Here is a 25,497-nt window from a genome sequence, read left to right on the forward strand (position 1 = left end):
GGTAGGCTCTCGCCCCGTACCTGACCGCGATCGCCCGCGACGCCGGTCGTGAGCCCGTGCGCCCGCTCGGCGCGCCCGCCCCCACCACCCTCGCGGGCCACCGCAACACCCCCGGAGAAGTGGAGGATTCGGTTGCCCGATCGAACGACTCCCCCGATTCCGCCGCGTTCTCCCGCACCTCCGCACGGCGTGCAATTGCAGCGACTTGGCGCCGTTCAGCCGGCTGTATATGATCACGAAGTGGCCGCACCAGGGCCGTCCGAAATCGGCCAGGCACCTTCGAATCCAGCACGGCACCTTCCCGCACCGACCGCCCCGCGCGGCCGGTCCGCCGGGACATCACGTCCGCGCATTCCGGCCACCGGCCGGCGCGCCCGCCCGTATGGCACCGGGCCCGCCCGCCGCCGTCGCCACCTGTCAGCGTCCCCCGACCCCGCCACCGCCCGCGGCCGGGCGTCGCGCCGTGTCCCTAACTCTCATTCCCGATGAGGATCTGATGACCACGTTGATACAGGAGGCGGCCGCCGCGCTGCTGCTGGCGCTCGCCCTGGCCGGCGGCGGCACGGCTCTGCGGTTCCGCCGGAAGGCCCGCACCGGGCTGGCGCGAGCCGAGCAGGAACACGCCCTGACCCGGTCCGCGCTGCGGGCCGAGCAGGAACGCGTACGCCAACTGGCCGCCCGGCAGCGGGCGGTGGAGGACGCGCTGGGCTACCTGGCCGGCTCCGGGCTGGCCGAGGCCACCGCCGCGGCCCTGGAGCCGGGCGAGGAGCGCGAGGTCGAGTTCGTGCTGCCCGAGCCGCTGGCCGGCACCCCGCTCGCCCAGCACGTCGAGGACCTGGTCTCCCGGCACACCGCGCTGGTCCGCCGGACCCGGCGCGACGCGCAGGACACCGCGGAGCAGCAGGTGGCGCAGGCCCACGAGGACGCCCGCGACGCGACCCGCGCCGCGGTGCTCACCTTCGCCTCCGCCCTGGTCAGCCTCGGCTCCGAACTCGCCGAGGAGGTCAGCGTCGGCGTGCGCCGCCACGACGGCGACGACGCGTACGAGACGCTGATGGCGATCGACCACACCGCCCAGCAGATGCTGCGCATCGCCCAGGGCTACATGGTGCTGTCCGGCGGCACCCTCGGCCGCCGCCTGCCGGCCACCGAGTTCACCGACATCGCCCGCGCCGCGATGGGCCGCATCCAGAACTACGACCGGGTGCGCACCCAGGAGCTGGACCGGGCGGTGGTGCCGCGCGCGGTCGAGGCGCTGGTGCACACCCTGGCGATCCTGCTCGACAACGCCGTCCGCTACGCCCCGCCGACCTCCTACGCGGAGGTCTCCTTCCGCACCGGGCACAACGGCGTGACGGTGGTCGTGGACGACGCCGGGTTGCAGATGAGCCCCGAACAGCTGGAGCGGGCCCGGGAGATCCTCAGCGGCCGGCAGCCGCTGGACATCCACGCCCTCGGCGCCTACCCGCAGACCGGCTTCCGGGTCGCCGCGCAGCTCTCGGCGCGCTACGGCTTCCGGATCGACCTGGAGGCGCCCAACCTGTTCGGCGGCACCCGCGCGCTGGTCTTCGTACCGGCCGCGCTGCTGACCACGCTCCCGGTCGAGCAGCCGGGCGGGCACCTGCCGGTCCGCACCGCCGCTCAGCCCTACGTGCCGGCGCAGGCCGCGCAGGACCCGCAGCCGTACGAGGCGCCCGCGCCGCGCCGCGCCGAGGCGCGGACCGTCCCAGCCGCCGCCGACCAACCGGCCACCACCCCCGGCGGGTTGACCCGGCGGCGGCGCCGGCCGCAGCCCGCACCGGCGGCCGAGCCCCCGACGCCCCCGGCCGAGGCGAGGCCCGGGCGGCCCGACATCGCCGCCGCGTGGGCCGACGGGTCGCGGCGCGGCCGGGCGCTGTCGGAGCAGCAGGAGCGGGAGCCGTCGGCGCACACCCGGTCGGAGCAGGTCCCGGCGGAGCAGGAGCCCGTACGGGACGCCGGCGCGCGGGAGACCGCCGGACCGGACACGTCGCAGCACTCGTCGGCCACTTCGAAGGGCGGTTCCTGACATGCTCAAGACTCACGACGACAACGCGCTGGGCTGGCTGCTCGACGAGCACCTCGGCACGTGCCCGGGCGTGCGGTTCGCCGTCCACATGACCTCCGACGGCCTGCTCAGCTCGTACACCAAGACCGTCGACAAGGACACCGGCGACAAGCTGGCGGCCGTCACCGCGGCGCTGCGGGCGGCGGGCCTGGCCTGGGCGGAGGTCACCGGCCGCCGCGGCGAGCCCAACGCGGTGCGCCAGCACCTGATCGAGACCGACCAGTGGATCGGGCTGGCCTCGGCCGCCGCGGAGAACTCGCTGCTCGCGGTGTGCGCCGCGCCGGACAGCGACATCGGCCTGATCAGCGAGCGGATGAACGCGCTGGCGCAGCGGGTCGGCCACGAACTGGCCAGCAGGGAGCGCCGACCCGTCGGCGAGGGCGGCAGGGCGCGGTGAGCGGACCGCGGCGGGACCCGGACCTGGTCCGGCCCTACGTCCGCGCCGGCGGGCGCAGCCGCCCCTCGCGCGACGTGCGCCTGGAGTCCCTGGTGATCGCCGCGCCCGCCGCCCCGCCCCAGGGCCTGGCCCCTGACGCCCGCCGGGTGTTCGCCCTCTGCCGGGGCGGCGTGGTCGCGGTGGCGGAGATCGCCGCCGCGCTGGAGCTGCCGCCGTCGGTGGTCAGGATTCTGGTCTCCGGCCTGATCGACTCCGGCCACCTCGCCGCGCCGGTGCGGCGCACCCGCGCCGACGCGCCGTCCACCGAACTGCTGAAGGAAGTACTGCATGGCCTCCGCTCCATCGCCTGACACCGACCGGTCGAAGGCGGCCGGCCCGCCCGGCGACTCCGCTGCCCCACCGGGTTTCGACTATCTGCCGCCCACCATCACCCGCTCGGCGAAGCTGCTGGTCACCGGCCCGTTCGGGGTCGGCAAGACCACGCTGGTGGGCACCGTGGCGCCGCTGGTGCTGCGGATGGACGAGGCCATGACCGAGGCGAGCCTCGGCGTGGACGACCTGCGCGGCACCCCGGAGAAGACCACCACCACCGTCGCCATGGACTTCGGCCGGCTGCACCTCAACGAGAGCCTGGTGCTGTACCTGTTCGGCACCCCCGGCCAGGTCCGCTTCAAGCCGCTGTGGGAGGGGCTGGCCGACGGCGCGCTGGGCGCGCTGGTGCTGGTCGACACCCGGGACCTGGACCGCTGCCACGACGTGCTGGACCTGCTGGAGGAGTACGACACCCCGTACGCGGTGGCCGTCAACCGCTTCGAGGACGGCGTCGACTACCCGCTGGACGAGGTCCGCCAGGCCCTCGACCTGGCCGAGACGACACCGCTGACCACGTGCGACGCGCGGGACCGGCAGTCCTGTGTGGGCGCGCTGATCACGCTCGTCGAGTACCTGAACTCCCGCGAACTGGAGCCGAGCCCGTGACGTCCCCGCCGTACACCGGCCCTGTGCCGGCCCCTGCCGCGCCCGGCCGGCGCGTGCCGCTGCACACCGAGGAGTTCGCCGCCGACCCGCACGGCGCCTACGCCCGGATGCGGGCGGAGTTCGGCCCGCTGGTGCCGGTGGAGCTGGCCCCCGGCGTCCCGGCGACCCTCGTCATCGGGTACGCGCAGGCGCTGCGCATCCTCAACGACCCGCAGCGCTTCCCGGCCGACCCGCGGGTGTGGCAGCGCGACGTGCCCGACGACTGCCCGGTGAAGCCGATGATGGAGTGGCGGCCGAACGCGCTGCGCTCCTCCGGCGCGGAGCACCACCGCTACCGCGGGGCGAACACCGCGAGCCTGGACCGGGTCAACCAGCACCAGTTGCGGGCCACCGTGGAGCAGGTCGCCGCCGAGACGATCGGCGCGTTCAGCCCCACCGGGCACGCCGACCTGCTCACGCAGTACGCCTGGCCGATCGCGTTCCGGGTGCTCAACGAGATGCTGGGCTGCCCCCCGGAGATCGGGCAGCGGGTCGCCGCGGGCATGGCCGCGATCTTCGAGGGCGTGGACGCCGCCGCCGGCAACCTCCTGCTCGGGCAGGCGCTGCGCGACCTGACGTCCGGCAAGCGCGAGGCGCCCGGCGCGGACATCACCAGCTGGCTGATCGGGCACCCCGCGGAGCTGACCGACGAGGAGATGGACCACCAGCTGGTCACGCTCTACGGCGCGGGCATCGAGCCGACCACCAATCTGATCACCAACACGCTGCGGCTGCTGCTCACCGACGACCGGTTCTCCGGCGACCTGCACGCGGGCAGCCTGTCGGTGCGCGACGCGCTGGACGAACTGCTCTTCACCGACCCGCCGATGGCGTCGTACTGCGTGTCGTACCCGCCGCGGACGGTGGACGTCGAAGGGGTGCTGCTGCCCGCGCACCAGCCGGTCGTGATCTGCATGTCCGCCGCGAACAACGACCCGGCGATCGGCGCCGCGCCCACCCGGCGGGTCGGCAACCGCGCGCACCTGGCGTGGAGCAACGGCCCGCACGCCTGCCCGGCCAAGTCGCACGCCTACCTGATCGCCGAGACCGCGCTGGTCCACCTGCTCGACGCGCTGCCGGAGATGGATCTGGCCGTGCCCGCCGAGGAGTTGACCTGGCGGCCGGGCCCCTGGCACCGCGCGCTGACCGCGCTGCCGGTCACCTTCCCGCCCGTCCCCGCACCGCCCGCCTCCCCGAGCTGAACGGAGCACCGCCGTGTCCCAGTCCACCCCGTTCGTATTGGACCCCACCGGCTCCGACCCGGACTCCGAGCACGAGAAGCTGCGCGCGCAGGGCCCGGCCGCCCGCGTCGACGTCCTGGGGGTGCCGGCCTGGGCCGTCACCGACCCGGTGCTGCTCAAGCAGTTGCTGACCGGGCCGGACGTCTCCAAGGACGCCCGGCAGCACTGGCCGGCGTACGAACACGCCGTCGCGACCTGGCCGTTGGCGCTGTGGGTGTCGGTGCACAACATGTTCACCGCGTACGGCGGCGACCACCGCAGGCTGCGCCGGCTGGTGGCGCCCGCGTTCACCGCCCGCCGGATATCCGCGCTCGGCGCGCGCGTGGAGCAGATCGTCACCGACCTGCTCGACGGCCTGGGCACGCTCGCCGGCGAAGCCCCCGGCGAACCGGTCGACCTGCGCGAGCACTTCGCCTACCCGCTGCCGATCCGGGTGATCAGCCACCTGATGGGGCTGCCCGAGGAGCAGCAGGCGGACTTCCGCACCGTGGTGGACGGGGTCTTCTCCACCACGCTCAGCCCCGAGGAGGCGATGGCCAACACCGTCCGCCTGTACGGGGTGCTGGACGACCTGATCGCCGCGAAGCGCACCGGGCCCGGCGACGACATGACCTCGCTGCTGATCGCCGCGCGCGACGACGAGGGCGACGGCTCCGCGCTGGACGAGACCGAGTTGCGCGACACGCTGCTGCTGATGATCAGCGCCGGCTACGAGACCACCGTCAACCTGCTCGACCAGGCGATCGCCGCGCTGCTGACCCACCCCGACCAGCTGGACCTGGTCCGCTCCGGCGGCGCCGACTGGTCGTCGGTGGTGGAGGAGACGCTGCGGCTGGAGCCGGCGGTGAAGAACCTGCCGATGCGGTTCGCGGTGCGCGACATACCGCTGCCCGACGGTCAGGTGATCGCCGCCGGTGAGCCGATCCTCGCCGCCTACGGCGCCGCCAACCGGCACCCGGACTGGCACGGCGAGAGCGCCGGGGAGTTCGACGTCACCCGCAGCGCGCCCGGCCCGGAACACCTCGCCTTCGGCCACGGCGTGCACTTCTGCCTCGGCGCGCCGCTGGCCCGGCTGGAGGCGGAGGTCGCGCTGCGCGCGTTCTTCGCCCGCTTCCCCGGCGCCCGGCTCGCGACGCCGCTGGGGGCGCTGCCCCGGGTGCCGTCCCTGATCACCAACGGCCACCAGACGCTTCCGGTGGTGCTGGGCCCGGCCGGCTGAGCAGCGGCGGGCCGCCCGGAACTCCCGGACGGCCCGCCGCTGTCGGTCCCTTGCGGTGCCTCAGCCCCGCGAAGCCGGCTCGGCCCCGCGATGCCGGCTCAACTCGCGGAGACGCTCAGCCCACGGAGAGCGCGAACACGTGGATGCCGGAGTCGGCGGGCAGCGTCACCGTGGCCACCGTCTTCGACGCGTCGAGGGCGCCCCCGGTGGTGTACAGGCTCACCTTGTGCGCGCCGATGGTGTCGGTGGCCGGGCGGTTCCAGTTCGCGGTCGTCACCGCCAGCCGGCTGTTGCCACTGGCGGCGTTGGCGTACCAGTCGGGGAAGTCCACGCTCAGGTCCGTGCTGGTGCCGTCGGTGTAGGTGACGGTGACCGTGCCGGAGTGCGCGGAGCCGACCCCGGCGCCGAGCAGGCCCAGCTTCGCGCCCTTGCCGCTGACCTCGATGACCTGCCCGTTCGCCGCCACGTTGTCCGGTTGGCCGGGCTGGGTGTCCGGCCAGGTGTAGTCGAGCCCGTCGGCGGTGACGGTGGCGCCGGGGGTGTAGCCGACCGCCGCGAGCTGGGTGGCGGAGTAGCTGTAGCCGCCCGGGTCGAGGGTCCCGGTCGACGGGTCGCTGTCGGCGCTGATCCCCTCGTTGTCGTACGCGGCCGCGAGGGTGCGGTAGGGCACCACGGTGGTGGCGGTGCCGGTGCGGGTCTGCCGCCCGTCCAGGGTGTACGCCGCCTTGCCGGTGAGGGTGGCGGTCCCGGCGGCCGCGTCCGCGGGCGCGGTCACGGTCCAGGAGGTGCTGACCGCGGAGTGCGCGGCCACGGTCGGGTACGACGTGGTGCTGCCGGCGGCGGGCGCGGCGGTCCACCCGGCCGGCACGGTCAGCGCGAGCCGCGCGCCGCGTACCGCGGTGTCACCGGTGTTGGTGAAGGTCTGCCGCACCGTGGCGGTGCTGCCCGCCCCGGTGGTCGCCGCGGCGGTGACGGCGGTGGCCTGGACACCGGCGGTGCGGTGGACCGTCAGCGACGCGGTGAGCGGGGTGTCGGCGGAGGACTCGCCGACGTACACCGGGTAGCTGCCGTCCTGCACGGTCCAGTCGTGGTGGGCGCTGTCCCACACCCGCAGCGCGTCGGCGCCCAGGGTGAGCTGGACCCGCTTGGTCTGGCCGGGCGCCAACCGCACCTTCGCGAAGGTCTTCAGCTCCTTGGGGGGTTCGCCCGAGCCCTTGGGGTGCCCGAGGTAGACCTGCACCACCTCGGCGCCGGCGCGCTTGCCGGTGTTGGTGACGTCCACGCTCAGGCGCACCGGGTCGGTGGTGCCGCTGCCCGCGGTGAGCGTGCCCGCGCCGGGCGGGAGCACGGACAGGTGCGAGAGGCGGAACGTGGTGTACGTCAGGCCGTAGCCGAACGGGAACAGCGGGGTCTGGTCCTCGTCCTGGTACCAGCGGTAGCCGACGTCGAGCTGCTCGCTGTAGTCGTAGACGCCGTTCACCGCCGGGTAGCGGCCGGGGGCGGCGGCAACCGCGGTCTGGGTGTCGGTGGCCGGGAAGCTGACGGGCAGCCGGCCGCCGGGCGAGGCGTCGCCGGTGAGCAGGGCGGCCAGCGCGTTGCCGTCCTCCTGGCCCGGGTACCACATGTCGAGCACCGCGGGCACGTCCGCGAGCCAGGGCATCAGCACCGGGGCGCCGGCCCGCAGCACCACGACGGTCTTCGGGTTGGCGGCGGCGACCGCCTCGATCAGGTCGTTCTCGTTGCCGGGCAGCGCCAGCGTGGTGCGGTCCGACCCCTCGCTGGAGTAGTCGCCGACCACCACGACGGCGGCGTCCGCGCTCTTCGCGGCGGCGACCGCGGCCTGGATCGAGGGGTCGGGCAGGCCCGGGGCCGCCCAGCCGACGCTCACCGACGCGCCGCCGGCGTTCTCGTAGTACTCCACGCGCAGGGTGTGCGGCTCGCCCGCGGTCAGCTGGACCGGGCTGCTGGTGGCCGTCTGGGCGCCGTGGTCGCCCCAGTTGTCGACGACCAGCTTGCCGTCGAGGTAGATCCGGCTGCCGTCGTCGCTCGTCGCGGCGAAAGTGTAGGCGGCGGTGGCCGGCGCGGTGACCGTACCGGTCCAGCGGGCCGAGAACCCGTCGGCGGGGATGCCGTCGCCCGGGGAGCCGTTGCCCCAGTCGAAGTCGATGTCGGTGTCGCTGCGGGTGAGGGCCGGGGTGCCGCTGAGCGTGGTGTTGGCGAAGTACTCGCCTTTCAGCCCGGTCAGCGCGGACGCCGGGATCGCCGGATACCCGCTGCCGTGCCCGGCCTTGACCGAGGTGATGTCCACGCCGCTGCCCAGCCGCGCGGTCAGCCCGCTCAGCGGGTCGACGGTCTTGTACGGGGTGACCGCCGAGCTGCCGCCGCCCCCGGTGACCGCGGTGTCGGCGTTCGGGCCGATCACGGCGAGCGAGCCGAGCTTGCCGGTGTCCAGCGGGAGCACCGAGCCGCTGTTCTTCAGCAGCACGCTGCCGTCCTCTGCGGCGGTGCGGGCGAACGCGCTGTCCGCGTCGAGGTCGGCCGTGACCGGCGCCTTCGGGTCGAACTGCCCGGTGCGGAACTCCAGGCGCAGGATGCGGCGGGCCGCGTCGTCCAGCACCGACTGCGGCACCTGCCCGGCGGCGACGGCCGCGGGCAGCTGGGCGAAGTACGTGGTGCCGGCGAACTCCTGGTCCAGGCCGGCGTTCGCGGCCGCGACGGTGCTGTGGTTGGCCGGGTAGTCGGTGTCCACCACCCCGTCGTACTTCCACTCGTCGAGCAGGATCTCCCGCAGGATCTGCGCGTTCTCGCACGCGTAGGTGCCGTTGACCTTGTTGTACGCGCACATCAGCGACCAGACGTGGCCGTCCTTGACCGCCTTCTCGAACGCGGGCAGGTAGATCTCGTGCAGGGTGCGCTCGTCGATGTCCGAGCTGGACGTGGTGCGGGCGTTCTCCTGGTTGTTGCCCGCGTAGTGCTTGACCTGCGCGGCCACGCCCTGGTCCTGGATGCCGCCGATCTCGGAACTGGCGATGTCGCCGGCGAGTTCGGGGTCCTCGCCGAGCGTCTCGAAGTCGCGGCCGCCCAGCGGGGTGCGCACGATGTTCACCATCGGGCCGTAGATCACCTGGTAGCCGCGGGACCTGGCCTCGGTGCCCATCACCGCGCCGTACCGCTCGGCCAGTTCGGTGTCGAAGGACGCGGCCAGCGACACCGGGGCGGGCAGCGCGGTCGCCGGCTGCCCGTCGCGGACCCCGCTCGGCCCGTCGGTGAACTGCATCCCGGGGATGCCGAGCCGGTCGACGCCCGGGATGTAGCCGGTCGCGTGCGAGCCGCTCGGCTTGGCGACCGCCGTCATCAGCGACGCCTTCTCGGCGTTGGTCAGCTGTGCCAGCAGCAGGTCGACGCGCTTCTCCAGGGGCAGGTGGGCGTTGAGCCAGGGCCGCGCGGTGGCGGCGTCCTGCGGGTGTCCCGCGGCGACGGCCGCCGGCATCGCCATCGGTACGGTCAGAGCGACCGCGGCGGTCGCAGCGGCGACCGCGAGTCGAGCCATGCGCATACGATTTCTCCCAGGTGGGAACGATGCCCCGACCGCTTACGACCGGGCCATCTGCGGGTACCGAGTCGCGCTGTGTCCGCGTTCACAGGGTTCAGGGGTTTCACAGGATGAACGCAAACGCCTGGAAGTGTGCGCCCGACGCATGGCAGCGTCAAGGAAGTGAACAGACCCGCACAACGCGGCGGCCCGCGGCCCAGCCGCCGCTGTCGCCGCGTCAGGCCGGCTGCGACGGAGTGATCTTGCGCAGGAGGTCGCGGAGCGTGGTGACCTCGGCGGAGGTCAGACCGGCGAACGAGCCGGGCGGGGTGGCATCGGCGAGTTGGGCGCGGCGGGTGAGCGCACGGCCCTCGTCGGTCAGGACGATCACCTTGATCCGCCGGTCGGTGGGGTGCTGTTGGCGCGTGGCCAGCCCGCGCCGTTCGAGCGCGTCGACCAGCGAGGTCACGTAGGAGTTGTCGCAGCCCAGCCGCTTGGCGAGCTGCCGCATCGGGACCGGCTCGTCGAGCGGGAGGACGAGCAGCGCCCGTAGGGGCGCCAGCGGCAGCCCCGTCTCCTGGACGATCTGGTGGAAGGCCGCCATCGCGGCCGGATTGTGGCTGATCGCGCGGATGCGCTGCCACGCCTCGGCCGCGGCGTCGTCGCCGTGGTCGTCCGGGACCGGGATCGGAAGGTCTGACGCCGTGATCACATCGCCACCCTAGCCCATGTCGCTGGCATTATCAATAGTTGAGTATGTCAGTGATAGTGCTAGCGTTTTTCCTATGAGCCTCCGCCTGGATCAGAAGCCCGTCGTGGCGACGGTCTACGTCGCCGCCATGTTCATGGCCGTCATGGACACCACGATCGTCAACGTCGCCCTGCCCACGATCGGCAGCGACCTGCACGCCCGCGCCGGCAGCGTCGGCCTGGTCTCGATCGCCTACCTGGTGAGCCTGGCGGTGTTCATCCCCGCCTCCGGCTGGCTCGGTGACCTGATCGGCGGCAAGCGAGCGCTGCTGGGCGCGATCGGCCTGTTCACGCTCGCCTCCGCCCTGTGCGGGATCTCCACCGGCCTGGACGAACTGGTCGCGTTCCGCGTCCTGCAGGGCGTCGGCGGCGCGGTGATGACCCCGGTCGGGCTGGCGATGCTCTTCCGGGTCTACCCGCCGGCCGAGCGGGTCCGGATCTCCGGTGTCCTGGCGCTGGTCACCGCGCTGGCACCGGCGCTGGGCCCGATCCTGGGCGGGGTGTTCACGACCTACGCATCCTGGCGGCTGGCGTTCTTCGTCAACGTGCCGATCGGCGCGGCGACGTTGGCGTACGGCGTCGCGGCCCTCGCCGGCCACGTCCCCGCCCGCCCCGGGCGGCTGGACGTCAAGGGCCTGCTGCTGTCCGGGCTGGGGCTGGGCTCGGTCATGTACGGCATCTGCGAGGGGCCGTCGCGGGGATGGACGGCCGCACCCGTCCTGGCCGCGGCCGGCGCGGGCGCGGCGCTGCTGGCGGCGCTGGTCCTCGTCGAGTCGCGGGCGGCGCACCCGCTGGTCGACCTGCGGCTGTTCGGCAACCGCATGTTCGCCTGCGCGACGGGCCTGTACGGCCTCGGCTCGGTCGCCTACCTCGGCGCGCTGTTCCTGGCCTCGCTGTTCTTCCAGGACGCGCTCGGCCTGTCCGCGGTGCGCGCGGGCCTGACGGTGTTCCCCTCCGCGCTCGGCGTCATGGCCGGTGGCCAGCTGGTGACCCGCGTGCTCTACCGGCGCTTCGGACCGCGTCGGATCGCGGCCGCCGGGCTGCTGGTCATGGCGGGCACGCTGGCCTCGATGACCGGGGTCGGCACCGGCGCCGCCACCGGGAGCGGCACCGTGCCGGTGCTGCTGGCCATGCTGGGCCTGGGCCTGGGCGTCTCCTTCGTGTTCATCCCCAGCCAGGCCGCGTCGATGGCCACGGTCTCCAAGGAGCGGACCGGGCGGGCGTCCTCGCTCTTCAACGCGGGCAAGCAGCTCGGCGGCGCCGTCGGGGTGGCGCTCCTCAGCAGCGTGCTCGCGGCCACGGGTCCGGCGCGGGGCGGCAGCGCGGGCCGCGCCGCCGCGGACCTGGGCGCGTACCACGCCGCGTTCCTCGTGGCCGCGGCCGTGTCGCTGCTGGCCCTTCCGGTCGCGCTCGCCGTCCGCGACGCGGACGCCGCCGCGACCATGGCGCCGCGTCAGGCCCCGCGCCCCGCACGGCAGTCGGGCTGACCGTCGCGACGTACTGCCGGCCGCCGGACCGGAGTCGGTGCGGCCGCGGTCACCCGGGGCCGTCGCTCGCGGCGGCCAGCAGCGGGACGAGGACGTCGCTGATCGGGGTGGGGATGCCGTGGGCGCGGGCGCGGCGCGGGATGACGCCGTTGCGGATGTCCCACTCGAGCGGGCGGCCGGCCTCGCGGTCGGCGAGGATGGAGGTGCCCAGGTCCGGCGGGAACGCCCGGAACGCGTCGACGATCTCCTGCGGCACCTCGTCGCCGAGCACCGCGCCCTCGGCCCGGGCGACCCGCAGGCACTCGCGCAGGTACTCCGCCGTCAGCCGGGCGATGTCGGCGCGGGCGTACATGCCGGCGCGGCGCCCGGCCAGGACCATCAGACCCGCGCCCGCGTTCTGGAGCAGTTTGCGCCAGGCCACGGAGGTGAAGTCCGCGGCGAGGTCGACCAGGCACCGGGTGCCGTGCAGCGCGTCGACGACCACGCGGGCCGCGGGCACGTCCGGCAGCGTCAGGCGCGCCTGGCCCCGCAGCCGCACCGCGCCGTCCGGCTGGGCCTCGGCCGGGAACCACACGACCGAGGGCAGCACCGGGCAGCCGGGCGCGTACGGAGAGATCGCCGTTTCCTGCTCGACGCCGTTCTGGAGCGCGCAGACCACGGTGCCCGGTGCGCACAGCGCCGCCAGCCACGGTGCCGCGGCGGCGACCTGGGTGGACTTGACGGCCAGCAGCACCAGGGCGGCCGGTTCGGCGTGTGCCGGGTCGGTGCGCACCGGGCCGGGCACGGCCACCAAGCCGTCCTCGTCCCGCAGTTCGAGGTGCGCGCGGGGTGTGCGGCCGTAGAGCGCCGGGGTGCGGCCGGCCTCGTGCAGGGCCGCCGCGACGGTGGTGCCGATCGCCCCGGGGCCGACCACGGCGACGGCCGGGCCGGTGGGCGGGTGCTGGGGATCGCCGGTCTGAGCCATGACCGTCACGTTACTCTGTTACACGTGGACGACAAAAGAGGTAACGATGTTTCGTCGCGGGCGGACGACCCGCTCACCCGCTGGCTCGGCACCGTACGGGCGCGCAGCGGCGCCCTGCCCGCGAGCGAGGCGAAGGTGGTCGAACTCCTCCTCGCCGACCCGCTGTTCGTCGGCACCGGCACCACCGCGCAGGTCGCCGCACGCGCCGGGGTGTCCGCCCCGAGCGTGGTCCGCGCCGCCCGCGCGATCGGCTACCAGGGCTTCACCGAACTCAAGTTGGAGATCGCCCGCGCCCGCGGCACCACCGAGTTCTTCGCGCCCTCCGCCGCGCTCACCGAGGACGCCACCCCCGCCGCGGTGGTCGAGGCGGCCGTCCGCACCGGCCACGACGCGCTGACCGCGCTCGCCGGCGCCCTGGACCCGGCCGCCGTGGACGCGGCGGCTGACGCGGTGCGGGCGGCCGGCCAGGTCCTCGTCGTGGGCGCTGGCACCTCCGCCGCGGTCGCCGCGGACGCCGTCTTCCGGCTGCGCGCGCTCGGCGCGCGGGCCACCGGCATCGCCGACCACGAGTCGGCGATGATCGCCACGCGCCTGCTGCACGCCGGCGACGTCGTCATCGCGGTCAGCGCCACCGGCCGCACCTCCTCCACGGTCGCCGTCGCCGACGCCGCCAACTCCGGCGACGCCACGCTGATCGCGATCACCGACCACTACGGCACGCCGCTGGCGTCCCTCGCGGACATCGCCCTCGTCGTCGGCGGCTCGCCGCTGCCCGCCCAGATGGCCGCCGCGGGCAGCCGCCTCGCCCACCTCGTCACCGTCGACGCCCTCGCCGCCGCGCTCGCCCTGCGCGACCCCGAGCGCCGCCGCCTGGCCGACCGCGCCGGCATCGACCTCCCCGACATCTCCTGATGCGCCCGGGCACGATATCGATCGTCCTCGTCGCGGCCGCCGCCCACGCGGTGTGGAACACGGTCTCGAAGTACAAGCGGGGCGACACCGCCGTGTTCGTGTGGGCCTACACCTGCGCAGCGACCCTGCTGTGCGTACCGATCGGGGCCGTCCCCCTCATCACCGGTGCGCAGCACGTCACTTGGCGGCTCGGGGCCACCTGCCTGGTCTCGGCCGGACTGCACGCGGTGTACTCGCTGACGCTCCAGACCGGTTACGACCGCTACGAACTCGGCGTGGTCTACCCCGTGGCCCGCGGCACCGGGCCGGTGCTGACGATGTGCTTCGCGATCCTCCTGCTCGGGGAGCGGCCCACCGCGGTCGCGGTGCTCGGCGCGGCCGTGGTGGTGGCCGGGGTGGCCGTCGTGACCGGCAACCCGTTCCGCGGCGGCGGGGCCGACCCCCGCGGGGGCGTGCTGTGGGGCGCGGCCACCGGTGCCACGATCGCCGCGTACACCCTCTGGGACGGCTACGCGGTCACGTCGATCGCGCCCGTCACGTACTTCACCGGCACGTTCCTGTTGCAGAGCCTGGTCCTCACCCCCCGGGCGCTGCGCCGCCGGGAGCGGATACCGGCCGCCCTGCGCACCGACACCGGGCCGATCCTGACGGTCGCGGTGTTCTCGCCGCTCGCCTACATCCTCGTCCTCACCGCGATGCGCACCGCGCCCGTCGCCCTCGTCGCCCCGCTGCGCGAATCCTCCATCGTCCTCGGCTCCTTCCTCGCCTGGCGCCTCTTCCACGAGGGCGACCTCGCCCGCCGCATCCTGGGTGCCGCCATCGTCCTGGCCGGGATCGCGGCCCTCAGCCTCTGACGGCCGGGGGCGGCGCCCAACACGCCCGCGAGCCCGCGCTGTTCGGGGAGTGGTTGGGGCGTGGGGGCGGGGCTAGGGTGGCGGGCGTGACGGAGCGGGCGGGGAGCGTGGTGGCGGGGCGGTACCGGCTGGTCGAGGTGGCCGGGCGGGGCGGGATGGGGCGGGTGTGGCGCGGCCTGGACGAGGTGCTCGGGCGCGAGGTGGCCGTGAAGGAAGTGGTGCTGGCACCGCAGTTGGCGGAGGACGAGCGGCAGGCGCTGATCCGGCGGGCGACGGCGGAGGCGCGGACGGCGGCGCGGCTGAGCCACGAGGGCATCGTGACCGTGCACGACGCGGTGGAGGACGACGAGGTCCCCTGGATCGTCATGGAGTTCGTCCGGGGCGGGTCGCTGGGCGACGCGGTCCGGCGCGAGGGACGGCTCGACCGGCACCGGGTGGCGGCGGTCGGCGCGCGGATGGCCGAGGCACTGGCGCACGCGCACGCCGCGGGCGTGGTGCACCGCGACCTGAAACCGGACAACGTGCTGCTGGCCGCCGGGGGCGCGGTCCTCACGGACTTCGGCATCTCCCGCATCCTGGACGCCACGACCCGGCTGACCCGCACGCACACCATGGTGGGCACCCCGCAGTACATGGCGCCCGAACAGTTGGAGGGCGGGCCGGGCGGACCGGCGAGCGACGTGTGGGCGCTGGGGGCGACGCTGTACACGGCCGTCGAGGGCCACCCGCCGTTCGACGGACCGACGTTGACCGCCGTCATCGCCGCCGTACTGACCCGCGAACCCGAAGCGCCGCGCGAGGCCGGGCCGTTGGCGCCGCTCATCCTGGCCGCGCTGGCCAAGGACCCCGAACAGCGCCCCGACGCCGCGACCCTGGGGCGCCGCCTGCGCGACCTCGCCGGCACGGATGACGCCGTCCCGGCCCCCGCCGACCCGACGCCCACCGCACCGGCCGCCCCGGCGCACCCTCCCACCGCATCCCCGGCCCCCGCTTCCGACCTCACCACCGAAACCGCCCTGGTCCCGCCCCCGGTCACCAACCCCCCGGCCCCGTCCGCCACCCGCCGCCGCGCCCTCCTGTTCGGCGCCGCCGGCCTCGCCGTGGCCGCCGCGGGCGCGACCACCGCCGCGCTCCTGGTCCCCGGCGGCCACCACGGCGGCACCGACGCCAAGTCCACTCCTGCCTCCGGCGCCAAGTCCACCGCGACAGGCAGCGCCGCGGACTTCACCAGTTACCAGGGCGGCGTGAACTCGATCGCGTTCAGCCCCGACGGCAGGACCCTCGCGGGCGGCTGCGACGACCACGCCGTACGCCTGTGGGACGTCGCCACCCGCCGTACGGCCACGCTCACCGGCCACACCGGCGCCGTGAAGGCCGTGGCGTTCAGCCCCGACGGGACCATGCTGGCCACCGGAGGCGAGGACAGCACGGTGCGGCTGTGGCACGTCGCCACCCGCACCGCGTTCTCCACCCTGTCCCCGGGGAACGCGGTGGAGCACCTGGCGATCAGCCCGGACGGGAAGACGCTGGCCACCTCGGGCACCCTGTACCCGGCCCTGTGGGACCTGCCGTCCGGCGCGTTCCGCACCCTGCTCACCGGGGACGGCGTCATCCTGGACTCGCTGGCCTTCTCCCCCGACGGCCGGACCCTGGCCAGCGGCGCCTTCGACAGCCGCGACTACCAGGTGGGCCTGTGGAAGGTCACCGCCCACCCCGGCCGCACCCTCGACTACACGGCGCTCCTCGTCAGCGGGAAGACCGGCCTCGTCGCCACCATGGCCTCCGTCGCCTTCAGCCCCGACGGCCGGACCCTCGCAGGCGGCGGCAGCACCCTGTCCGGCAACGGCACCACGGTGTGGGACCTGGCCGGCCGCTCGGTGGTCACCACCGTCACCACCCCCTCCGGCGCCCCGAACGCGGTCGCCTACAGCCCCGACGGGAAGGCGCTCGCCGGGGGTATGAGCGACGGCACCGCCTGGCTGTGGAACCTCCCCACCTACGCCGTGATGGCCACGAGCAAGGGCCACCCGGGCGGGGTGCGGTCCCTCGCGTTCAGCCCCGACGGGAAGACGGTCGCGCTCGCGAGCAGGACGGTACGGCTGTGGGACGTGGGCTGAACCCGGGCCCTACCGGCGGTCGGAGCAGGCGATCAGCGCCGGCGGAGCCCGCTGGGGCAGCCCGCGATCGGAGCGCCGCGGTCACAGCGCCGCGAGCGCGGGCAGCAGGAGCGTGGCCGCGGTCACGTCGGCGGTGAGCGCGCGGTCCCCCGGCGCCGACGGCAGCCCGGGCGAGTCCAGCACCGCGCGGACCGGCGCGTCCGCGGCGAGCAGCGCCGACGGCTGGGTACGCAACGCCCGTACGGCCGCGACGAGTTCGCAGGCCAGCACCAGCCGGTAGGCGCCCGCCGCGCGCAGCGCCTGCCGCGCCGCCTGCGAGGCGAAGCTCGCCGCCTCCTCCAGCCCGCGGGAGATGACGGCGTGCCCGGCCGAGGCGGGCGCGGACGCGGCGGCCCGCAGCTCCGCGAGCGCGGAGTTGGCGCTGTACTCCAGGATCATGATCCCCGAACTGGCCGCCGGGCCGTCGGCGAGGAAGGGCCGCAGCCCGGTGATGTCGGGGTCGCCGAGGTGCCCGAGGCGCGCGGCGGACAGCCGCGCGGTCTGGAGCACCGACAGCGCGAGCTGGTCGAGCCCGAGGCCGAGCGGCGCGGCGAAGAACCCGCCGTGGTGGTGGACCGCGGGCCCGCCGTCCGGCCCGCCGTCCTCACTGATCAGCGGGTTCTCCGGCGGGCAGTTGATCTCGACGCCGACCACCCGGCGCAGCGCCCCGACCGACTCCAGCGCGGGCCCGTGCACCTGCGGGAACGCCCGGAAGCCGTACGGGTCCTGGATGCGCCGGCCCGGCACCTGCGGCCGGTCCGGCTGCCCGAGCAGCCGGCGCACCTCGGCGGCGGCGTGCCGGGTCCCGGCGTACGGGCGCAGCGCGTGCACCGGCGCGGCGTACGCCTCCAGGGAGCCGCCGACCGCGGCCAGCGAGAGCGCGGCGACCGCGTGCGAGGCGCGCAGCAGCACGTCGATGTCGTGGCAGACCAGCGCGGCCTGGCCGAGCGCCAGGGCGTTGCTGCTCATCAGGGCGAGGCCGTCGCCGCGCTGGAGGGCGACGGGCGCGGGTCCGGGCGCGGTCGCGCTGGTCCGCGGCGCCACCAGCGGCCCACCGCCGGGGTACGGATCGGCGTGCACCCCCACCGGCGCCTGGTCGTACGCACCCGTGTCACCGTACGCACCCGCGCCGTCCGGCGAACCGCCGCCGTACGCACCCGTGCCGGCCTCCGGCCCGATCGGGTCCAGTTCCGGGCCGAGCGGCCCCACCGGGTCGGCCAGCCACGGCCGTTCACCGATGAGCGTCAGCCCGGTCTGCGCCAGTGCCGTCAGGTCGCCGGTGCCCACCGCCCCGAACTCGTTGACCGCCGGGTGCACATGCAGCCGCAGCGCCTCGACCATCGCCCGCACCAGCGCGGGTTGCAGTCCGGAGCCGCCGGCGAGCACCTGGTTGGCGCGGACCGCGAGCATCGCGCGGACCTCGCGGGCCGGCAGCAGCGCGCCGACGCCCCCGGCGTGGCTGCGCAGCAGCCGCAGGTCCTGCTCGTCCTTGTCCTCGTCGCTGAGGAAGACCATCCGGTTGGCGCCGACACCGGTGTCGCGGCCGTAGATCCGGCCGGAGGCGGCGAGCCGGCGGGCGGTGTGCCAGGAGCGCTCGGCCCGGGCGTACGCCTCGGCCGGGACGGCGGGCTCGGTCACGCCGTCGGCGAGGAGCGCGACGCCGTCGGCGTCGAGGCCGAAGCCGTCGAGGACCGCGCTTCCGGGCGCCGCACCCGCGCGCCGGGGCGCGGGGGAAGCCTCGGGGCCGCGGTGCGACGACGACTCAGGGGGTGTTCCCATGGTCGCCTCCGGCGGGGCCCGTACTGAGAGGTGGAGGGTGAACTCGCGTGCCGCACGGCCGGATCGACCGTGCGCGTCGAGATGCTACGCCGGGCCTTCGGCGCGTCGCGCGCCGCCCCCCGGGGTTCCGTGGTAGCGGGACCCCGGGGCCCGGGACGGCCGGCGACTCGGCCGGCGGCCCGGGTGGTGCGGCGCCCGGTTCAGCTGGTGATGCCGATGGACTTCAGCCACGCCTGCGCGACGGCCAGCGGGTCCTTCTTCTCCGTCTGCACCTGGGTGTCCAGGTCGAGCAGCTTCGCGGTGTCGAGCTTCGCCGACACGTTGTTGAGCGCGTCGATCCCGGTCTGGTTCAGCCCGGTCTTGTAGTACAGCGGCAGCACGTTGCCGAAGCCGAAGAGGTTCTTCGGGTCCTGGAGCGTGACGAACTTCTCGGCGGTGATCGTCGGGTCCGTGGTGAAGATGTCCGCGGCCTGGACGTTGTTGTTCTTCAGCGCCGACTCGGTGAGCGGGCCGCCGGCGTCCAGCGCCTTGAACGACTTGGGCACCACGTTGTACTCGGACTTCAGGCCCACCAGGCCCTGCTGCCGGGTCTGGAACTCCGGCGAGCCGCCGATCACGATGTCCTTGCTGATCGCGGCGAGGTCGGCGATCGAGGACGACCCGGTCAGGTGGTACTTCTTCGCGGTGGCGGCGTTGACCGTCACCGAGTCCTTGTCCTGCGCCGGGGAGTCGGAGAGCACGGCCAGCTTCGGGTCGAGCTTGGCGGTGATCGCGGCGTCGGTCTCGGCCGCGGTCTTCGCCACCGCCTTCGGGTTCAGGTACGACAGCAGGGCGCCGTTGAACTCCGGCAGCACCGTGAGCGTGCCGTTCTTCAGCATCCCGTAGGTGGTCTCGCGGGTGCCGATGTTGAGCTTGTAGCTGACCTTGACGCCCTTGGCCTTGAGCGTCTCGCCGTAGATGTAGGCGAGCACGGTGCTCTCGGCGAAGTTGTTGGAGCCGACGACCACGGTGCCGCCGGACGCCTTCTTCCCGGCCAGCGGGTCGCCGCCGCTGCCGCTGTCCGACGAGGAGGAACAGCCTGCCAGCAGTGGCGCCGCCACGGCAGCGACCGCCGCCACCGCGGCAAGTCGGCGGTAGCTCGGGCTGGTCCAGGTGCTGTTCTCGCGAGTTGTCACGGTTTCCGCTTCCGCCTCGGTGTTCGAAAGATGATCAACGGTGTTCGAAACATGCCTGCCGACGATCCAATCCAGCAGCTTCCGTCGCAGTCAAGCGAACCCTGGTCACTGATTGGCATCGGCGCGACCGCGGCGGCCGGGCGGGCGGTCGGAGCGCACCGCGCTGACCTGCGACAAAGTCGATTTTCTGCCGACTCGGGCGGGTACGTGCGTAACAGGATCTTGATCTGCCGGCCAGTTGCCGTACCGCAAGACGAGGTAGTCTCCGGGCAGTTGGCGACCATTCCCGGACTGGCACGGGAAGTTTTTCGGCCACTTCCACACAGCTAGAGTGCTCCGGGTGGTCGAAGTCACGGAGGAGGGCGCGTCGTGTCCGCGAACGGAGCGAACGGACCGGAGCAGGAGCATCCGGTACCGGATGTCCCGGCACCAGGGGGCCGTTCACCGCGAACATCCGCACTCGCCCGGTTCGCCGACCGCCGGCCCTTCCGCCGCAAGCTCGACGTCCTGCTCGGTGTTCCGCTCGTAGTGATCGCCCTGCTGCTCGGCTATGTGATCTACGGACTGGTCGGGCAGGCCAGGAACGCGGGCTCCGCGGCCCAGCTGGTCCGCAGCAGCCGCCAGGTCGCCACGCTGGTCGACCGGGTCGAGTCCGAGCACCAGCAGGCACTGCTGCTGTCGGTCCGCTACGAGTCCGCCACCAACGGCTCCCGGCCCTCGCTGACCGCCTACCGCGGCGCCCAGAGCGCGGTGGACCGCCAGGTCACCGCGGTCCGCAAGGCGTTCGGGTCGCGACTGCCGTCCGCCGAGAGCCAGGTGCTCAAGGAGATCGCGGGCCTGAGCAGCCTGCGCAGCACCGTCGAGCAGAGCTACCTGCCGGCCGACAACATCGACCCGGCGTACACCTCGGTGATCGACGACCTGATCGACGGCCTGGGCCTGGACACCGACACCAACCTGTCCACGTCCCGCACCGGCAACCTGCTCGACTCGCTGCTGCGCGCCGAGGCCTCGCACAGCTCCTTCGAGACCAGCGTGTTCTCCGCCCAGACCGGCGACGCGAACGCGCTCATCGAGTTCGTCAGCGCGGTCGGCGCCGAGCAGGTCTACACCACCGAGGCGGCCCGGTTCGGCCGGTACGCCACCGCGCGGCAGGCGTCCGAGCTGGGCGCCATCGAGCAGGGCACGGCCTGGAACACCATCTCGCAGCAGTACGCGGGCCTCCAGGTGGACCCGAGCACCCTGGTGGCCAACGGCCCGGGCGCGATCAAGGCCGCGTTCACCTCCGCCCTCAAGGCGTACCCGCAGTACCAGCAGCAGGCCGAGAGCCGGCTGCGCGTCACCAACTCGCTCATCGGCCAGATCGCCGACCGGGCCGACAGCGCGTCCAGCAACGCCTGGTACCGGGCGGCCTGGCTGCTGGCCGCCGCGCTGGTCGCCTTCGCACTGTGGCTGGCGCTGTCGGTCGCGATCCGCCGCTCGGTCATCCGGCCGGTGCAGGCGCTGACCGGGGTGGCCGCGGAGGTCGCCGAGGTCGCCGGGCGCGAACTGGCCCGGGTCGCCGACGACGACGCGTCGGACGACAGCCCGGCGCTGCTGCGCGAGATGCCGGCCACCGCCCGCGACGAGATCGGCGACCTGGCCGCGGCGTTCAACCGGGTGCAGACCACCGCGGCCGCGCTGCTGGAACGCCAGGTGCTCAGCCGCCGCAACACCGCCGAGATGTTCGGCAACGTCGGCCGCCGCGTCAGCAACCTCACCGCCCGCCAGCTCTCGCTGATCGACGCGATCGAGCGCGGCGAGACCGACCCCGCGCTGCTGGAGCGGCTCTACCGCATCGACCACCTCGCGGTCCGCCTCCAGCGCAACGCCGACAGCCTGATGCTGCTCGCCGACATCCGCGAGTCCGGCTCGGAGACCGAGCCCACCCCGCTGACCAACGTGGTGCGCGCCTCGCTCGGCCAGATCGAGGGCTACGAGCGGGTCGTCCTGCACGCCGAGACCGAGGTCACCGTCGCGCCGGACATCATCGCCGACCTGACGCTGATGCTCGCCGAACTCCTGGAGAACGCGGTCGCGTTCTCCCCCGCCCGCAGCCCCGTCGAGGTGGTCGTGGGCGCCCGCGCGGACGGCGCGGTGGTCGAGATCGCCGACCACGGCCTGGGCATGAGCGCGGACCGGCTCGCCGAGGAGAACGCCCGGCTGGTGCGCCGCGAGCGCCTCGACCTGGTGCCGACCAAGGTGCTCGGCCTGTTCGTGGTCGGCAGCCTGGCCCGGCGCTGGGGCGTGCGGGTCGTGCTGACCCGCACCCAGGGCGGCGGCGTCACCGCGCAGGTCGCGATTCCGGCGGCGCAGCTGCTGTCGGCCAGCCCCTACGCCGAGTCGCAGCAGCCGTCCGGCGCGCAGGCCAGTGCGGGAGCCGGCATCGGAGCAGACGGCCGAGCTGCTGGGCGAGCCGGTTTCGAGCACCCGAACGGCGCCGGACGCGAGCCGCGCGGCGGCAGGTCGTACGAGGTCGCCCCGTACGACAACAGCCCGCGCGAGGTCCGGCCCTACCGCGAGGAGCCGCAGCCCAGCGGTACGTACGACAGCGCCCCCTACGGCAACGGCGCGTACGGCGGCGGGGCCTACGCCAGCGGCGCCTACGGCAACGGCCGGCCGCAGGGCGAGGCGTACCAGGCCGGCCCCGCGTACGGGGACCTGCCGTACGGGGGCCGTGCCGCGGAGCTGGAGCGCGGCGACCTGGCCGAGCGCAGCGAGCGGGCCGCGCGCACGCCCCGCCACGCCTCCCGGATGCCGCAGTTGACCGACGGCCGCGAGCACCCGGCCCCGCCGGCCGAGTCGCGCCGCGGCAGCGGGCGGCACGCCGCGCCGCCGCGCGAGGACGACTTCCGCGGTGACGCGCCGCGCGAACAGGCCCCCCGCGAGGAGCCCTTCCGCGGCGAGCAGCCGCACCGGCCTGAGCAGCACCGGCCTGAGCCGCGCCCGTCGGCGCCCCGCGAGGAGGCACCGCGCGAGGGCGGGCCCGCGCCGCTGCCGCGCCGGGTGCCGCAGCGCACCGCGGCGATCAGCTCCGCCGCCGTGCCGTCCGCGCGGGTGCAGCCGGGCGGCGGCCCGGTCCTGGGGTACGGGATGGGCGTGGACGGGGTGATGGGGGCACCGAAACTGCCGCGCCGCTCCGGAGCCGGAGCCGGGGCCGCACCTGGCGCCGTACCCGGTGCCGGTGCCGGGTCCGGGTCCGGTGCGAACCGTCCGGGCGCCCCCGCCGGCTTCGCCGGGCCGCAGGGCGGCGCGGGCGCGCCGACCGGCCGGCCGGCCCAGCCGCAGTCCCAACCCCGTCCACAGCAGCCCCAACCCCGGCCGTCGGCGGCACCGCTGCCGCCCATGGCCGCCACCGGTCCCCACTCCCCGCGTCCCCCCGCGTCGCCGATGTCGCCGACGTTCCCCACGGCACCGTCCGCCCCGTCGTCACCCTCGTCCGGTCCGTCCGGTCCGTCCGGCTCCTCGCCGGTCGACCGGGGCGCGCCGCGCCCGCTGCGGCGCCGGGTGAAGGGCGCGACCCTCCACGCCACGCTCGGCGCGGCCGCCGGTGCCGGCCCCGCCCCCTCCCCCACCGCCCACCGCCCCGCCGCCGACGCCGAGCAGGTCCGCTTCGAGCTGGACGAGTTCGAGGCCGCGGTCGAGCGGGCCAACCGCGACAGCGCGGCGGCCGACACCGGCCACAGCCGCCACACCACACCGACCACGGAGTTCCCGGAAGGAGCCGAAGAGTGACAACGCCGACAGGTGGCCGGCCCGACGATCTGCGGGCCGCCGCAGCCGATTTCACCTGGCTGCTGAACCGTTTCGCCACGGAGACCGCGGGGGTGGTCGACGCCATCGCCGTCTCCTCCGACGGCCTGCTCATCGCGGTGTCCCAACTGCGCGACTCGGCGGACTCCGAGCGGCTGGCCGCGATCGTCTCCGGCATGACCAGCCTCGCGGCGGGCGCCGCCGGCAGCTACGGACTCGGCCCGCTGAACAAGGTGATCATCGACCTGGCGCAGGGCCACATCCTGGTCTCCGCGATCGGCAGCGGCGCCGTCCTGGGCGTGGTGACCTCCAAGGAGGCCAAGCTCGGGAACATCGCCTACGAGATGACGGTGTTCGCCAACCGGGCCGGGGCCGCGCTCAACCCCGAGCTGGTGCTGGAGTTGAAGAACTCGGTCGGTCTGCCGTCGCGCCGTTGACGTAACGGCCGTTCCCGTATGGGGTGTCCTCGTACGGACCGGCGCCGTGCGGGTGGTCGACGCACGGGTGGCCGCCGTGCGGGCAGTTGACGTAAGCGCGGCCGCGCGTGCCGCCCCCGCCGGGGACACGCCGGCGGCTCACGACGAGGAGGTGCAGGCCCATGGGCGCCGGTGACGAACCGGTCGGCCGGGCACCCGCCGTACGGCCGTTCCTGGTGACCGCCGGCCGGGTGGCCGGCACGGACGCCGGGACCGGAGCCGTGCCGCCGATGCCGGTCGAGACCCAACTCGTGGCCACCGCCACCGGGTTGGAACGGCTCAACCTGATGTCGTTCGAGCGCCACGACATCGTGGCGTCCTGCCGCCGGCCGCAGTCGGTGGCCGAGATCGCGGCACGGCTGCATCTGCACCTGAACGTGGTCCGGGTGCTGGCCGAGGACCTTTCGGCCGGCGGCCACCTGTCGGTGTACGTGCCGAAGGCCGACATCGGCCGCGACGTTTCCGTATTGCGAAGGGTTATTGATGGTCTCCGCACCATCCCCGATTCCCGGGGGACGCTCCATGACACCGCCTACTGAGGCGCCCGGCGGCACCGCACCGCTGCCGGTGAAGATGGTGGTGGCCGGCGGGTTCGGGGTCGGCAAGACGACCGCGGTCGGCTCCATCTCGGAGATCAGCCCGCTCACCACCGAAGCGGCCATCACCGAGGTCGCGGCCGGGGTCGACGACCTCAGCCACACCCCGTACAAGACCACGACCACCGTGGCGATGGACTTCGGCTGCATCACCATCGACGCCGGTCTGAAGCTGTACCTCTTCGGCACCCCGGGCCAGGAGCGGTTCGGCTTCATGTGGGACGACCTGGTGGAGGGGGCCCTCGGCGGCCTGGTGATCGTGGACACCCGGCGGCTCGACGACTGCTACGCCGCCGTCGACTACTTCGAGCACCGCCAGATACCGTTCGCCGTCGCCGTCAACGCTTTCGACGGGCGCGTGGAGCACTCCCTCGACGAGGTCCGCTGGGCCCTCGACGTCGGCGCGCACGTCCCCGTCATCGCCTTCGACGCCCGCGAGCGCGGCTCGGTCCGCGACGCCCTCCTCGTCGTCCTGGACGTGGCCCTCACCCGCGCCGAGAGCTGACCGCGCGCGGCCGCGGGTGCGGGTGCGGGTGCGGGTGGTTGGATGGGGGGATGAGCAGAACGGACATGCCCGCGAGTTTCGACGAGCGGACGATGCTGACCACGTTTCTGGACTACGCCCGGGCCACCGCGGTGGCCAAGTGCGCGGGGGTGTCCGCGCAGGACGCGGCCCGGGCACCGCTGCCGGGCTCGCCGCTGATGACGCTCGGCGGGCTGCTGAGCCATCTGCGGTGGGTGGAGTACTGGTGGATGCAGGTCATGTTCCTCGGCGAGGAGGACACGCAGGCGCCCTGGACGGACGAGGACCCGGACCGGGAGATGCGGGTGGGCGCGCAGACGCCGCTCGCGGAGCTGGTGGCCGCGTACGAGGAGCAGAGCGCCCGCTACCGGGAGCTGGTGGCAGCGACGGAGCTGTCCGCCATCGCCAAGCGCCCGGTGCGGGACGGCACCCATGTCACGCTCGGCTGGGTGCTCATGCACCTCATCGAGGAGACCTCGCGGCACAACGGCCACATCGACATCCTGCGGGAGATGGCCGACGGCACCACCGGCGACTGAGC

The 25,497-nt window shown here is 74.4% G+C and carries 20 protein-coding genes; 15 read left to right on the forward strand and 5 right to left on the reverse strand.

Annotated elements, in window-relative coordinates; all coding sequences use genetic code 11:
* Positions 1–496 precede the first annotated feature (496 nt).
* From WA788_RS13990 to WA788_RS14015, 6 genes are read left to right on the forward strand one after another with little or no spacing between them, the layout of a single operon-like run.
* A complete protein-coding gene (locus WA788_RS13990; protein ID WP_335976970.1) occupies positions 497–2,047 on the forward strand; it encodes an ATP-binding protein in 1,551 nt (516 codons plus the stop codon).
* 1 nt (position 2,048) lies between these two features.
* A complete protein-coding gene (locus WA788_RS13995; RefSeq protein WP_335976972.1) occupies positions 2,049–2,483 on the forward strand; it encodes a roadblock/LC7 domain-containing protein in 435 nt (144 codons plus the stop codon).
* Entirely contained in the window at positions 2,480–2,833 is a 354-nt protein-coding gene (locus WA788_RS14000; protein WP_335976974.1) for a DUF742 domain-containing protein, read from the forward strand. Before WA788_RS13995 ends, WA788_RS14000 begins: the two co-directional genes overlap by 4 nt.
* Positions 2,811–3,461, forward strand: coding sequence for a GTP-binding protein (locus tag WA788_RS14005; protein WP_335976977.1), 651 nt, complete (start codon positions 2,811–2,813; stop codon positions 3,459–3,461). The genes WA788_RS14000 and WA788_RS14005 overlap by 23 nt, the downstream gene beginning before the upstream one ends.
* A 23-nt stretch (positions 3,462–3,484) precedes the next feature.
* Complete coding sequence (locus WA788_RS14010; protein ID WP_335976979.1) at positions 3,485–4,702, forward strand: cytochrome P450; 1,218 nt, start codon at positions 3,485–3,487, stop codon at positions 4,700–4,702.
* 13 nt (positions 4,703–4,715) lie between these two features.
* Positions 4,716–5,960: a cytochrome P450 family protein gene (locus WA788_RS14015; protein ID WP_335976982.1), complete on the forward strand. Its 1,245-nt coding sequence runs from the start codon at positions 4,716–4,718 to the stop codon at positions 5,958–5,960.
* 115 nt (positions 5,961–6,075) lie between these two features.
* Here the strand turns inward: WA788_RS14015 and WA788_RS14020 are convergent, their stop codons facing one another.
* Both WA788_RS14020 and WA788_RS14025 read right to left on the reverse strand, forming a co-directional pair.
* Positions 6,076–9,510, reverse strand: a complete 3,435-nt coding sequence (locus tag WA788_RS14020) for a glycoside hydrolase family 3 C-terminal domain-containing protein (protein ID WP_335976985.1) — start codon at positions 9,508–9,510, stop codon at positions 6,076–6,078.
* Between the two features lie 220 nt (positions 9,511–9,730).
* Positions 9,731–10,204 carry a MarR family winged helix-turn-helix transcriptional regulator gene (locus WA788_RS14025; RefSeq protein ID WP_335976987.1) on the reverse strand — a complete coding sequence of 158 codons (474 nt, stop codon included), beginning with the start codon at positions 10,202–10,204 and terminating at the stop codon, positions 9,731–9,733.
* A gap of 73 nt (positions 10,205–10,277) precedes the next feature.
* Here WA788_RS14025 and WA788_RS14030 point away from each other — a divergent pair, with 73 nt between their 5' ends.
* Positions 10,278–11,729, forward strand: coding sequence for an MDR family MFS transporter (locus tag WA788_RS14030; RefSeq protein WP_335976989.1), 1,452 nt, complete (start codon positions 10,278–10,280; stop codon positions 11,727–11,729).
* A 49-nt stretch (positions 11,730–11,778) separates the two neighbouring features.
* On the opposite strand, the gene WA788_RS14035 is transcribed toward WA788_RS14030, so the two are convergent.
* Positions 11,779–12,693 carry an oxidoreductase gene (locus WA788_RS14035; protein ID WP_335976992.1) on the reverse strand — a complete coding sequence of 305 codons (915 nt, stop codon included), beginning with the start codon at positions 12,691–12,693 and terminating at the stop codon, positions 11,779–11,781.
* 24 nt (positions 12,694–12,717) lie between these two features.
* On the opposite strand from WA788_RS14035, the gene WA788_RS14040 reads away from it, so the two are divergent.
* From WA788_RS14040 to WA788_RS14050, 3 genes are all read left to right on the forward strand, one after another.
* On the forward strand, positions 12,718–13,605 hold the full coding sequence (locus WA788_RS14040) for a MurR/RpiR family transcriptional regulator (protein ID WP_335976995.1): 888 nt from the start codon (positions 12,718–12,720) through the stop codon (positions 13,603–13,605).
* Positions 13,605–14,459 carry a DMT family transporter gene (locus WA788_RS14045; RefSeq protein ID WP_335976998.1) on the forward strand — a complete coding sequence of 285 codons (855 nt, stop codon included), beginning with the start codon at positions 13,605–13,607 and terminating at the stop codon, positions 14,457–14,459. Before WA788_RS14040 ends, WA788_RS14045 begins: the two co-directional genes overlap by 1 nt.
* Before the next feature lie 86 nt (positions 14,460–14,545).
* Complete coding sequence (locus WA788_RS14050; RefSeq protein WP_335977000.1) at positions 14,546–16,576, forward strand: WD40 repeat domain-containing serine/threonine protein kinase; 2,031 nt, start codon at positions 14,546–14,548, stop codon at positions 16,574–16,576.
* 81 nt (positions 16,577–16,657) lie between these two features.
* Here WA788_RS14050 and WA788_RS14055 read toward each other — a convergent pair whose 3' ends face one another.
* Together WA788_RS14055 and WA788_RS14060 are read right to left on the reverse strand one after the other, a co-directional pair.
* A complete protein-coding gene (locus WA788_RS14055; RefSeq protein WP_335977003.1) occupies positions 16,658–18,394 on the reverse strand; it encodes an aromatic amino acid lyase in 1,737 nt (578 codons plus the stop codon).
* 200 nt (positions 18,395–18,594) lie between these two features.
* Positions 18,595–19,569 carry an ABC transporter substrate-binding protein gene (locus WA788_RS14060; RefSeq protein ID WP_335977005.1) on the reverse strand — a complete coding sequence of 325 codons (975 nt, stop codon included), beginning with the start codon at positions 19,567–19,569 and terminating at the stop codon, positions 18,595–18,597.
* 369 nt (positions 19,570–19,938) lie between these two features.
* On the opposite strand from WA788_RS14060, the gene WA788_RS14065 reads away from it, so the two are divergent.
* From WA788_RS14065 to WA788_RS14085, 5 genes are all read left to right on the forward strand, one after another.
* On the forward strand, positions 19,939–23,343 hold the full coding sequence (locus WA788_RS14065; protein ID WP_335977007.1) for an ATP-binding protein: 3,405 nt from the start codon (positions 19,939–19,941) through the stop codon (positions 23,341–23,343).
* The gene (locus WA788_RS14070; protein WP_335977009.1) at positions 23,340–23,798 is read left to right on the forward strand and encodes a roadblock/LC7 domain-containing protein; all 459 of its coding nucleotides are present in this window, start codon (positions 23,340–23,342) and stop codon (positions 23,796–23,798) included. Before WA788_RS14065 ends, WA788_RS14070 begins: the two co-directional genes overlap by 4 nt.
* A 161-nt stretch (positions 23,799–23,959) precedes the next feature.
* Complete coding sequence (locus tag WA788_RS14075) at positions 23,960–24,376, forward strand: DUF742 domain-containing protein (RefSeq protein WP_335977012.1); 417 nt, start codon at positions 23,960–23,962, stop codon at positions 24,374–24,376.
* The gene (locus WA788_RS14080) at positions 24,360–24,938 is read left to right on the forward strand and encodes a GTP-binding protein (protein ID WP_335977014.1); all 579 of its coding nucleotides are present in this window, start codon (positions 24,360–24,362) and stop codon (positions 24,936–24,938) included. Before WA788_RS14075 ends, WA788_RS14080 begins: the two co-directional genes overlap by 17 nt.
* Positions 24,939–24,988: 50 nt before the next feature.
* On the forward strand, positions 24,989–25,495 hold the full coding sequence (locus WA788_RS14085) for a DinB family protein (RefSeq protein ID WP_335977017.1): 507 nt from the start codon (positions 24,989–24,991) through the stop codon (positions 25,493–25,495).
* The last annotated feature ends 2 nt before the right edge of the window (positions 25,496–25,497 follow it).

This window comes from Streptomyces sp. CA2R106 (assembly GCF_037034245.1).
Lineage (GTDB): Bacteria > Actinomycetota > Actinomycetes > Streptomycetales > Streptomycetaceae > Actinacidiphila.